The 11,697-nt window shown below is 45.8% G+C and carries 9 protein-coding genes; 5 read left to right on the top strand and 4 right to left on the bottom strand.

Annotated elements, in window-relative coordinates; all coding sequences use genetic code 11:
* The first annotated feature begins 165 nt into the window (after window positions 1–165).
* Window positions 166–564 carry a VOC family protein gene (locus BM210_RS13875; RefSeq protein ID WP_091169053.1) on the top strand — a complete coding sequence of 133 codons (399 nt, stop codon included), beginning with the start codon at window positions 166–168 and terminating at the stop codon, window positions 562–564.
* A gap of 308 nt (window positions 565–872) precedes the next feature.
* On the top strand, window positions 873–1,922 hold the full coding sequence (add, locus tag BM210_RS13870) for an adenosine deaminase (RefSeq protein ID WP_371263475.1): 1,050 nt from the start codon (window positions 873–875) through the stop codon (window positions 1,920–1,922).
* Between the two features lie 172 nt (window positions 1,923–2,094).
* Here add and BM210_RS13865 read toward each other — a convergent pair whose 3' ends face one another.
* The 3 genes from BM210_RS13865 to BM210_RS13855 all read right to left on the bottom strand — a co-directional run bounded on the left by BM210_RS13865 (window position 2,095) and on the right by BM210_RS13855 (window position 5,250).
* A complete protein-coding gene (locus BM210_RS13865) occupies window positions 2,095–2,943 on the bottom strand; it encodes a sugar phosphate isomerase/epimerase family protein (RefSeq protein WP_091169050.1) in 849 nt (282 codons plus the stop codon).
* 22 nt (window positions 2,944–2,965) lie between these two features.
* Window positions 2,966–4,042 carry a Gfo/Idh/MocA family protein gene (locus BM210_RS13860; protein WP_091169049.1) on the bottom strand — a complete coding sequence of 359 codons (1,077 nt, stop codon included), beginning with the start codon at window positions 4,040–4,042 and terminating at the stop codon, window positions 2,966–2,968.
* 131 nt (window positions 4,043–4,173) lie between these two features.
* Window positions 4,174–5,250: a Gfo/Idh/MocA family protein gene (locus BM210_RS13855; protein ID WP_091169046.1), complete on the bottom strand. Its 1,077-nt coding sequence runs from the start codon at window positions 5,248–5,250 to the stop codon at window positions 4,174–4,176.
* Between the two features lie 126 nt (window positions 5,251–5,376).
* On the opposite strand from BM210_RS13855, the gene BM210_RS13850 reads away from it, so the two are divergent.
* Window positions 5,377–6,279, top strand: a complete 903-nt coding sequence (locus BM210_RS13850) for an AraC family transcriptional regulator (RefSeq protein ID WP_177237799.1) — start codon at window positions 5,377–5,379, stop codon at window positions 6,277–6,279.
* 76 nt (window positions 6,280–6,355) lie between these two features.
* Here the strand turns inward: BM210_RS13850 and BM210_RS13845 are convergent, their stop codons facing one another.
* Window positions 6,356–7,900: an LTA synthase family protein gene (locus tag BM210_RS13845; RefSeq protein WP_256223595.1), complete on the bottom strand. Its 1,545-nt coding sequence runs from the start codon at window positions 7,898–7,900 to the stop codon at window positions 6,356–6,358.
* A 208-nt stretch (window positions 7,901–8,108) separates the two neighbouring features.
* Between BM210_RS13845 and BM210_RS13840 the strand changes: the two genes are divergently transcribed.
* Window positions 8,109–9,860, top strand: coding sequence for an ABC transporter ATP-binding protein (locus tag BM210_RS13840; RefSeq protein WP_091169042.1), 1,752 nt, complete (start codon window positions 8,109–8,111; stop codon window positions 9,858–9,860).
* Complete coding sequence (locus tag BM210_RS13835; RefSeq protein WP_091169039.1) at window positions 9,857–11,653, top strand: ABC transporter ATP-binding protein; 1,797 nt, start codon at window positions 9,857–9,859, stop codon at window positions 11,651–11,653. Before BM210_RS13840 ends, BM210_RS13835 begins: the two co-directional genes overlap by 4 nt.
* Window positions 11,654–11,697 lie beyond the last annotated feature (44 nt).

Below are 11,697 nucleotides of genomic sequence, written 5' to 3'. Positions count from 1 at the left end.
CAAGATTATGAAATGTTGCTCACTGGATATTGCGACTATTCAGTGGTATTATTTCGTACAGTGGAACAATGCTATGGGACATCCCATTCATGTATCAAAGTACAAAATTTGCAACACATAAGCTAGATAGTCATATTCTCAAAAACGTGAAGGAGTGGTTCGTGAATGGCCAAGCTGTACCCGTACATTTATTGTGAAAATGCAAGAGAGCAAGCAGCATTTTATGCCAAAGCATTGGGTGGAAAAATTGTAGGTGTCCAGACTTTTGCGGAGATCCCTAATGTAAGTGATGAAATGAAAGACAAGGTCATGCACCTTGTACTGCAAACTTCAGACCTTGTGTTGTTTATGGCAGATTCGGTTTCCGAACCCGTCAAGCGCGGGGGTGGACTCGATCTCGGATTGGAATACAAAACAGAACAGGAAGCGCGCCAAGTATTTGAGGGTTTGTCGCAAGGTGGCAGTGTGATCATGCCATTCGAAAAGATGTTTTGGGGATCCATGTTTGGTCGGCTTCAAGATCCTTATGGTGTGTTCTGGCAAATCGTTACTGAGCCTTCTTGAGAATCGAACTGAAATAGTTGATTTGCAATTGAACAACAAGCTCTTCAGAGACCTCGCAAGGGGTCTTTTTTAGTGCAAGCTAGCTTATCTTTGATAAAGTGTTCAAATTCTTAAGGAGCTTGTTCTTCATAAAGATACAATAATTTATAACATTTATGTAACATAAAGGAATATATTTTGACCAAAATTTACTTTATTAATAATAAAGTAACATCAAAACTTACTTTTTGAATATGATGTAAAATATATTGACACATACATCACATTTGATTATAGTTAGTTAAATTATTTATATTCGTGAACAAGGAGTGATCAACTTGGAAAGAGATATGATTGACGATGCCGTGCAGCAATTGCCAAAGGTTGATCTTCATCTGCATCTAGATGGGTGCGTGAATCCTGCAACTATTCTCGAGCTTGCTGAGGAGCAAGGGATTTCTTTGCCCGTATATGACACACAGAAGCTGCTTCCTTATATGCAGGTTGATGAGAACTGCAGCAGTCTGGCTGAGTATCTGAGTAAATTTGATTTTACAACCCGATTTTTGCAAACGGGGGCAGCATTGGAACGCGTAGCTTTTGAAATTGTTGAGCAAGCTGCCTTTCATAATTGTGCTTATATTGAGGTGCGATTCGCTCCTCAACTCCATCGGAACAACGGATTATCTGTGGAAGCAGCGATTCATTATGTTATTGAAGGACTTAAGCGTGGTGAGCAGAAATTTCACATTAAAGCGAAAGTTATTGTGATTTGTATGAGGAATCATTCAAATAAAAATAACATGGAAGTGATCGAAGCTGCGGCTGCGTATATAGGGAAAGGCTTGGCAGCTGTCGATTTGGCCGGAGATGAAGCCTCATATGGTCCCGAGCTGTTTCGGGAGGTGTTCACGTTATCGCACAAACTTGGGATTCCCGTCACGATCCATGCTGGAGAAGCGGCAGGGGCTGATAATATTAAAGAGGCCGTGACGAATCTTGGAGCTTGCCGAATCGGTCATGGTGTCAGGCTGAGAGAGAATGCCTCAATTCTGGAGATGATCATTCAAGAGCAGATTCCTTTGGAAATGTGCCCAGTTAGTAATATTCAAACGAAAGCTGTCGCAAGCTGGGAAGCTTATCCGATTCGTGATTACTTTGATCGCGGGATTAAAATAACCGTCAATACAGATAATCCGATCGTATCCGGAACGAATATTACGAAGGAATATCGGGTTCTGCACGAGCGTTTTGGTTTTACTCTGTCCGAGCTTTCCGCGCTGGTAATGAACGGAGTAGATTCCGCTTTTTTGGATGGCCACGAGAAGAAATCTCTAAGGCAGGATTTACTTGGTAAATTTAAAGCAATGGGTGTTTAGAATGTAATTGCATCGGCTTTGCAGTTATAATGATTCGAGGTTTTATGATTGATAAGTATTGAAAAATGAAAGAATGGTTCAAGCTGAATCCGTAAGAACACAAAGAAGAGACTCATCGTGTGAGTCTCTTCTGATCTGTATCTTTCATTTGCATTACCGGAAATCTGTCAGACTATTGTAAGCCAGCCGCTGTATATACTTTGTTGAATGCTTCTTGGGAACGCTTCAACAGCACGGAGCTTGGTTCTGTGGAAGGCTGTGGCGTCAATATTTCTTGTGCTACCAATCCGGTGTATCCGATTTGCTTGAGTCCACTTAAGAAACCAGCCAAATCGATGACCCCTTCTCCTGGATAGAGGCGTTCGTTGTCCAATACTTCGGCCAAGGGAACATCAGGTGCATCATTGATGTGTGCCAATACGATTTGACTGGCATTTAGCCGCAGGATATCGTCAACACTCAGCCCGTTCGTATACCAGTGGTAGCTGTCGAACAACAGACCTACATTGCGTTCACCGATAGCATCAATCCAATCGAGAGTTTCCTGCAAGCCCCAGATAAAAGGATTGGCCCAACGAGTGCGCAAATGGTGTGGACCTACGAATTCGAGTCCGAAACTGATTCCGTAAGGTGCCAGAATTTGTGCGCAGGTGCGTAAACGACGGGTCGCGAGTGCCATGAAATGTGCCGCATTGTGATCTGTGGACGGCAAAACGTAGGTAGTGCAGGTTGTGCAGCCCACCGCAGCCGCAGCCTCGGCATCCTTGGCCAGACGGGTAAGTCCACTGCGGAATTCATCTTCACTGTTGCGCCACTGCACGGACAGCCCGATGCTGCCGATCTGAATGCACTGCTCGCGAAGAAAGCTGTTCACAGCTTCGGCGCCATCTAGAGCTATCCATTCCTCCAGTTCAGTGCCACCAGCTGTAATCGCTTCAAATCCATGCGCTGCCGCGGCGCGCACAAAGTCCTGAATACTCCCTACAGCGCCGATACCAGCTCGTGTAAGTGCTTTTAACATGCTGATTTCCTCCTTCTTCGTTTTATATGTTCCAATCCAAGATAACTTCGTGCCCTGTCCGCGAAGACTCGTAGATCGCATCCAGAATCAAATTGTTCGTAAAGCCGGTCATGACCGAGGTATCCGGTTGTTTGCCTTCACGGATGCACTCGACAAAATGACGACTTAAACGTATACGTCCGCCTTCATCCTTTTCGGGAGTGACCAAATCTACTTCGGTAGCCCGTTCAAAGGTTTCGGTAAGCAGCTTGCCTTTATTGCCAATGATTGAAGCGCCGCCTTCGGAGCCCATCAAATGAATGAAGTGATTGCTGTCCGTATCCATATGTACTGCCCAGCTGACTTCAAGGGACAATGTGCTGCCATTATCCAGCTTGATCAATGCTGTTGCCAAATCCTCGACATTGTAGCTTCCGTTCCAATCCGGAGTTCCCCAAGTACCGATTCCCCGTTTTTTTGGACCAAATTCAGCATACGTTGAACCAAATACGGACACTGGTTTGGCATCGCCAAGAAAAAAGAATGCCAAATCGAGCATATGCACACCGATGTCGATCAACGGACCGCCGCCGGATTGCTGGTGATCGGTAAACCAAGTACCCCAGCCTGGAATACCTTTACGCCGGAACCAACCGACTTTAGCATTGTAGATGCTGCCAATGGAGCCGTTGTCGATTTGCTGCTTCACCTGCAGCGGCAGCCAGTCCCAACGCATTTGGTGAGGAATCATCAGCACCTTGCCGGTTTCGCGCTGTGCCTTGACGATCTCCCGCGCAGCTTGAGCATTGATAGCCATCGGTTTTTCCAATAACACATGTTTACCTGCATGCAGAGCCTGTACGGCAAGCGGGGCATGCCATTGATTAGGGACACCAATAACAATGGCATCAATGTTGGGGTCTAGAATGAGTTCGTCATTGGTCTTATAGACGGTTGGAATGTCGTGTTTGGCAGCGCACTTTTGCGCTAAAGGGTAATTCAAATCAGTTAAAGCAACGATTTCAACATCATCCATCAATTGACTGAAGATATTCATGTGAACGTTACCAATATTGCCTGATCCGATAATGCCAAGCCTTATTTTGTTATTAATGGTCATGGTAATAGCCTCCGCTTAACTATGAAATAGAATTTTACTTGCTTCATTTATCATAAAATGTAAGCGTGCAAAAAACATTTCATTTTTTACGGAGGTTATCCCATTTTTTCAGAAGAAGTGATTATACTAGGTTAAAGCGACCAGTCAAGAATGACCTCATGCCCTGTTTGTGAAGATCTATAAATCGCATCAAGTATGAGATTATTGGTAAAACCACTCATAGCCGAGGTTGTTGGTTCCTTGCCTTCGCGGATACATTCGATAAAATGGCGGCTGAGCCTAATGCGCCCGCCTTCGTCGTTCGCTGGTGTAATCAGTTCTACCTCGGTTGCACGCTCGAACGTCTCAGTTAGCAGCTTGCCTTCAGTACCACGTATCGAAGCGCCGCCATCAGAGCCCATCAAATGGACGAATTGCTTGCTGTCGGTATCCATGTGAGCTGCCCAGCTGACATCAATGGTCAAAGTGCTTCCATTGTCCATTTTGATCATAGCGGTAGCCAGATCCTCTACATTAAAAGTGCCGTTCCAGTTAGGGGTGCCCCAGTTACCAATTCCGCGTTTTTTGGGACCGAATTCGGCATAGGTCGCACCGTATACAGACACCGGCTTTACATCTCCCATGAAAAAGAAAGCCAAATCGAGCATATGCACACCAATATCAATGAGGGGTCCGCCCCCGGATTCCTCTTGCTTGGTAAACCAAGTGCCCCAGCCAGGAATGCCTTTGCGGCGGAGCCAGCCAACCTTGGCATTATAGATTTGACCAAGTGCACCTTTGTCTACTTGTTCCTTTACCTGAAGAGGAAGCCATTCCCAACGCATTTGGTGAGGGATCATGAGTACTTTCCCTGTTTCACGTTGAGCTTTGACGATTTCGCGGGCAGAAGGAACATCAATGGCCATAGGCTTCTCTAAGAGCACATGCTTACCTGCTCTTAAGGCTTGTACAGCCAGCGGGGCGTGCCATTGATTCGGAACGCAAATGACGACAGCATCAATATCGGGATCATGAATTAGCTCTTCAGAGGTCATATAGCATTTGGGAATATTGTACTCGGCAGCACGCATTTGTGCTAGTGGATTATAGGAATCGGTTACGGCAACAATATCCACTTCAGCAGGTAGCTGCTTGAACATAGTAATATGCACGTTAGCGATATTGCCCGCCCCAATAATGCCAAGGCGGATTTTCTCATTTGTATTCATTGTAAGGAACCTCCGATTGAATTAAGTTGTGATACCATTTCATTATATAGTAAGATGTACTCGTATAAAACTAGTACCCTATTTAAGAACGAACAATATAGATGTTCAGCAGGAGTGGACAGCCATATGACCGTTGTACCGGTATATTTAACCCATTATCCGAATATGGACACCGAGCTGCCCTTTCATATCCAGATCAACCATTTAAAAAGGGATTTTGGCTCACATCGTCACGATTTTTTGGAGTTCTCTTATGTCATTGAAGGTCGTGGGTTCGAAATTATTAATGGAGTCCAACACCCTATGGAGCCAGGGACGTTTACACTTGTTATGCCCTACCAGTTTCATTCGATACACTCGGAGAAGGAGCATCCGCTGCGTTTGTATAACTGCAACTTTGGCATACATTTATACAATTCGACAGAGCAGCTACCAGGTTCTGTTGAGCGGCTTGGGGAACGTGAATTGCTGCCATACGTACAGGTGCCTTGTGAAGAGCAAGAGCAATTTCAGGCAATATTGAAAGAGCTGTATGCGGAATATCAGGGTGAGCAAATATGGAGACATGCGCTGATTAAGGTCAAGCTGACCGAAATCCTTGTCAGGTTTGACCGTCTGAGAAGAAGTTCACAGCTCGTTGATTCCGTGAGCGAGGCAGTGAAGACGGAGGGAAGAGAGCGGGGTAGGGCGAACGGTGATATTTGGAAGGCGATTCAGTTCGTTCACGAGCATTATCGCGAGGATGTGACATTATCGGGATTGGCTCAGCGTTTTGGCTTCAGCGTCCCTTATTTGAGTGAGCTGTTCAAAAAAACGATTGGGCAGAACTTTGTTTCATTCGTTCATGAGGTAAGAATCCGTCAGGCCTGCGGGCTGCTGATCGCTACGGAAATGACGGTGTTGGACATTGCTTTAGAGACCGGTTATGGCTCTTATAACACGTTTACCCGAATATTCAAGGAAAGCAAGGGGATAACCCCGGCTATATTTCGCAAACAAAATAAGCTGCAGCTAACCGATCAACGGTAGCTGCAGCTTACACAGAATAGGCGTATAAAGATGAAGCCATTAACTAATGAGAGCTGAACTCGGTGCTCAATTCGGTTTATGGCTTTTTGGATGTAATCGGCAGCATGTAACTCTGGGATTGGACTAGCACATGCTCCTGGCTGTCCATTACTCGAACCTGCAGCTGCAGGCCTCCAGGACTTACAACCATCTCTTTGGGCAGTGAGGCGCTTAAGCTGTCTTCTGTTTGCCAAACCGTTGGAAGAGGGACGCCGTCCGCGAACAATACACTGCCTTGTCCGAATCGTCCTCCTTTGACTAAAAGCGTCATAGACTTGATCCAGTCGGCTACGAATCCTTCACCCATACCAATGCTTTCTGGCGTTACTGACTCAATGACCGGATCGCCATAGCCAATCTCGTACGGCTGTGAAGCATCCTCGGCATCCTCAGCTTTTGTCAAAATAGCTTGCTGCCGCATCTGATACTCAACCAGATCGTTCTCATCGATCTTCATCGCCTCATAATAGTTTTTAGGCGGAATAACAGGAATCTTTTGAGATAGATTGTACAAAAAATCCGTATAGTTGCTGCCTTTCAGCTTCGCGAGATTAAGCACATAAGGGCTCAGGAAGGAAGGGCTGATTCGCAGAGTTTCTTGGCCCTCAGGTAAATAATTGTTCCAGACAAGAAGCGGGACGTTATGCATCTTTTCCAGGAAGTTTGGATCATCTTCCCCTTGTATGTAGCCGCTTTTCTGATAAACATAATAGTCTGTCTCCAAATGAGGAAGATGGTCGCCAAAAAATACGAGAATGGTAGGTTCTTTTAACTGACCAAAGTAAGTGACGAGTTCCTTCAGCATGGAGTCGGCGCCGCTGGCTCCCTGTGCATAAGTTTCAAGAATCGCAATCGCATCATCTGACATATTGCCTCTAATATTAATACTGTTGCGCTTAAATTTATTGGACCAATAGTGGTAATGGTTTTCCATTGTATTAGCAAAAATAAGGTCAGGCCCACTGCTGCGTTTGCTTTCTTCAATAATCCGTTTGGCTACAGCATGATCGCCAATGTAGGGTCCAACATATTCATCCGGATTGAAAAATTCCAAAGGAATAAAATGTGAGAATCCGAACCGCTTGTACACGTTTACACTATTTACATACCAATTATTAAAAGGACTAATCACCGTGGTCTTGTAGCCTTGACGTCCCAAAATACTGGCTATGGAATCGACCGGATGATCGATCTTCTCATAAGCGATTTCATCAGGGGGAAGAAACCGCATTGAATTTCCGGATAACACCTCCAGCTCTACATTGGCAGTACCGCCGCCGTATTGCGGTGAAAGCATCGTACCATACGTATATTTTTCCTGAAGGGCATGAAAGGTTGGGATCGGGTCCCGGCTGAATTTGAGTCCTTGAATTTGGGTAAGGTCCCAAAAGGCCTCGCTCAATACGATAATAATATTAGGGCCTTGTTTTAATTCCTCAACAGACCAATCCGTATTTTTATCAACAAGCTGCAGCGGATGTGTGCGCTCTGAATCTGATGAGGAAGTACTGAGAACAGCACAAAGCATAGCAACCAGGACAAAAGCTGCTATACGAATAAGAATGAATCGCCTTAACGCCATGCAGCACGCTCCTAATCAACAAATTTATAGCAATTATAGCATGAAGCTGCAAAAATATAGTGTTTTTTTAAGAAAATTTATAAGCGCTTCCATAATTGAATCGCGGGATCAAATGCTTGAATCCAAAAAATCCATTGACGTCCCAAGCCGCTTCCTCTAATGTTGACATCATACTGTTTATTACATTTATTTGACAGGAGTGAAAGCAATGAGCCGGAAAATACCGATAAGTGAATACACAGGGCTGCTGAATAGCTATTTAAGACCACAGCGAAAAAGTATGGCCGTGCTGGGGATTCTGCTCATCGGCGGTATCGTGATGCAGCTGATAAATCCGCAAATCATCCGTTATTTTATAGATACAGCCCAAACTCAGGAAAGCTCCAGCCCACTTATTTATGCGGCACTCTTATTCATTGGCGTTTCATTGCTCCATCAAGCTTTAACCGTGGCGGCTACTTATATTGGCGAGACGGTAGGTTGGATTGCAACCAACAAGCTTCGTGGCGATGTGGCTGCACATTGTATGAAGCTGGATATGTCCTTCCATAAGTCTCATACTTCTGGTGCGATTATTGAGCGGGTTGATGGAGATATCAACAATTTAGCTAATTTTTTCTCGAATTTCGTCGTATCGTTATTAAGCAATTTGCTGCTGGTGGTGGGGATGCTCATTTTGCTGTTTCGCGAGGGCTGGGTGATCGGCTTGAGCATGACTGCTTTTGTTATATTTGCGATCTATATCATTCAATACATACGTAAGTTTGCTGTTCCGCACTGGGGTAATATGCGTCAGATGAGCTCCAGATTTTATGGCTTTCTTGGGGAGCATCTGGAAGGTACTGAGGATACGAGAGCCAATGGGGCTTCGAATTATGTGATGTATCGCTTTTATATGATGCTGAAGGAATGGCTGCCGCTGCGCGTAAAGGCGTTTCTTGGCTGGGCCTCGATGTGGATTACAACCCTAGTCATCTTTACGATAGGGAATGCTGTTGCCTTTGGTTTAAGTGCAATTCTCTTTAAACAGGGCTCAATTACGATTGGGACCGTATATATGATCTTCTATTATACGGAGCTCATGGCCAAGCCAATCGAGAAGATTCGAACTCAAATGGAGGATTTGCAAAAAGCCGATGCCAGCATCATACGGGTTCGAGAGCTGCTGGAAACCGAGTCTGAGATTCAGGATGGAATCGGCCTGCCGCTGCCACAGGGTGCCTTGTCGGTTACGTTCAACGATGTCGAGTTCGGTTATGAGGATGATATAACGACGCTGCATAATCTGAATCTACATCTGGAGCGAGGCAAAGTGCTCGGGGTACTGGGACGCACTGGAAGCGGCAAAACGACACTAGCGCGTCTGCTACTTCGCTTCTATGATCCCCGTTCTGGGAGCATTCATTTGGAAGGAGTCGATCTTCGTGATGCGACACTTCAGGAGCTCCGCGGAAGGGTAGGATTGGTTACGCAAAATATTGAAATCTTTCAAGGCACAGTCAGAGATAACTTGACTTTCTTTGATCAGGAAGTAGAGGATCAGGCGATTATTCATGTCTTGGAGGAGCTTGGCCTGCAGGATTGGTTTCATTCGCTGCCTTCAGGTCTGGATAGTCAGCTGGAGTCAGGAGGGGGCGGCTTATCCGCAGGTGAAGCACAGCTGCTATCGTTTGCTCGCGTGTTTCTGTCTGATCCTGGACTCATTATTCTTGACGAGGCTTCATCAAGATTAGACCCGGCCACAGAACAGCATATCGAGAAAGCCATCAACCGATTGCTGGTGAATCGTACCTGTGTGGTAATTGCCCATCGGCTGGCAACCATTGGACGCGCTGATTATATTCTTGTACTTGATCAAGGGCGGATTGTTGAATTTGGCGAGAGAAGCGCCTTGGCAGCGGACAGCAGCTCTCGTTATAGCCAAATGCTGGTGCTCGGAATGGAGGAGATGCTGGCATGAGTACATTTGCCTTCTTGTTTAAACTAACGCGTTACCGAATTTGGCTTTATCTCATTAATGCACTTGCTTGGACGCTTATCTATTTGGCCCCGATTGTTCCCGGCTGGGTGACCAAGCAATTTTTTGATACCTTATCTGGTTCTTCTTTATATGGATTTAATGTGTGGACCTTGATCGCTCTGCTGATCGCTTCGGCATTGGGACGTGCGATTCTGATTGTTTTCGGATTTATTACCGATGTACAGTTCCGTTTCCGGGTTGGAGCACTGCTGCGCAGAAATATGCTATCGCGTATTTTGAAGGAGCCGGGAGCCAAAGCGATTCCTTGCTCGCCGGGAGAAGCCATTAGCAATTTTCGCGATGATGTGGAGCAGGTTGAAGAAACAGTAAGCTGGTCGGTCGATGCCTTCGCGATGACAAGCTTTGCCCTTGTATCCTTTTCCATTCTATATGGGATTAATGCGACCATGACGATGTGGGTATTTCTGCCGCTGGTAGTCGTTGTGACGATTGCCCAAGCTGCAACCACAATGCTGCAGAAGTATCGTGCGGCCAGTCGGGAGGCAACGAGTCAAGTAACCGGAGCGATCAGCGAAATGTTCAGCAGCGTACAATCGATTCAGGTAGCAGGAGCGGAAGAGAGGGTTATTGACCGGTTCCGCAAGCTTAATGACAATAGGCGTCATGCGATGGTTAAAGATCATTTGCTGACACAGATTCTGGATTCGATTTTCTCCAATTCTGTTAATATCGGGACCGGATTTATTTTACTATTAGCCGCAGGAGCTATGCGTGATGGCAGCTTTACGGTAGGGGATTTTGCACTATTCGTTTATTATTTGACCTTTGTTACACAATTTATCCAAAACTTCGGGAAATTCCTGACTTACTTTAAGCAAAGCACTGTTGCCAAGGAACGACTGGTCAGTTTGATTCAGGGGGCTGATGAGAAAACCCTAACCGAGCATCACCCGCTGTATCTACGTGAATCGATCACTGAGTCTGATCTTAATAACCAAATGAAGCAGGATGAATCCGTATATGGCACAAGTCTGGAATTACTGGAGGTAAACGGTCTTACCTACCATTATCCCGAGACAGGCCGTGGAATCAGCAATATTCATTTAAAGCTGCCGAAAGGTTCTTTTACCGTAATAACAGGACGGATCGGCTCAGGCAAAACAACACTTGTGCGCACGCTTCTCGGTCTGCTTCCTATGGATGCAGGCGATATTCGCTGGAACGGAGAACGGGTGGAGCATCCCGGTGATTTCTTCATACCGCCGCATAGCGCTTATACGCCTCAGGTACCCAGATTATATAGCGACACCTTGAAGAAAAATATTTTGCTCGGTCAGGAGGAGGGTGCTGTTCATCTGAAGTCGGCTGTTCATTCTGCGGTGATGGAGCGGGATGTTGAGCATTTACAGCATGGAATGGACACGATCATTGGTCCACGCGGCGTAAAGCTTTCAGGTGGTCAAGTCCAGCGAACCGCTGCTGCCCGGATGTTCGTCCGCAATACGGATCTGCTCGTATTTGATGATTTATCGAGTGCTCTGGATGTTGAAACCGAACGCAAGCTGTGGGAGCGGATTTATGAGCAGCGTCAGGCAACCTGCCTGGTAATATCCCATCGCAAAACTGCACTTACCCATGCCGATCATATTATCGTCATGAAGGATGGGCAGATTGAAGCTGAAGGTACGCTTGACAAGCTGCTGCAAACTAGCGACGAGCTGCGGCACTTATGGCAGCTTAACGAAATGGAGCAAGAGGAAGAAAAGAGCTGAGGAACAGCAAGAACTAATAACAAAGTATGGCAGTAACTATCAGA

Source organism: Paenibacillus sp. 1_12, from assembly GCF_900114475.1.
Taxonomy (GTDB): Bacteria; Bacillota; Bacilli; order Paenibacillales; family NBRC-103111; genus Paenibacillus_S.
This window is presented reverse-complemented; position numbering and strand designations above follow the sequence as displayed.

Excerpts from the sequence above, each read along its gene's own strand:
- BM210_RS13875 (WP_091169053.1), top strand. The coding sequence starts at position 166 with ATGGCCAAGCTGTACCCGTACATTTATTGTGAAAATGCAAGAGAGCAA.
- BM210_RS13865 (WP_091169050.1), bottom strand. The coding sequence starts at position 2,943 with ATGTTAAAAGCACTTACACGAGCTGGTATCGGCGCTGTAGGGAGTATT.
- BM210_RS13860 (WP_091169049.1), bottom strand. The coding sequence starts at position 4,042 with ATGACCATTAATAACAAAATAAGGCTTGGCATTATCGGATCAGGCAAT.
- BM210_RS13855 (WP_091169046.1), bottom strand. The coding sequence starts at position 5,250 with ATGAATACAAATGAGAAAATCCGCCTTGGCATTATTGGGGCGGGCAAT.
- BM210_RS13850 (WP_177237799.1), top strand. The coding sequence starts at position 5,377 with ATGACCGTTGTACCGGTATATTTAACCCATTATCCGAATATGGACACC.
- BM210_RS13845 (WP_256223595.1), bottom strand. The coding sequence starts at position 7,900 with ATGGCGTTAAGGCGATTCATTCTTATTCGTATAGCAGCTTTTGTCCTG.
- BM210_RS13840 (WP_091169042.1), top strand. The coding sequence starts at position 8,109 with ATGAGCCGGAAAATACCGATAAGTGAATACACAGGGCTGCTGAATAGC.
- BM210_RS13835 (WP_091169039.1), top strand. The coding sequence starts at position 9,857 with ATGAGTACATTTGCCTTCTTGTTTAAACTAACGCGTTACCGAATTTGG.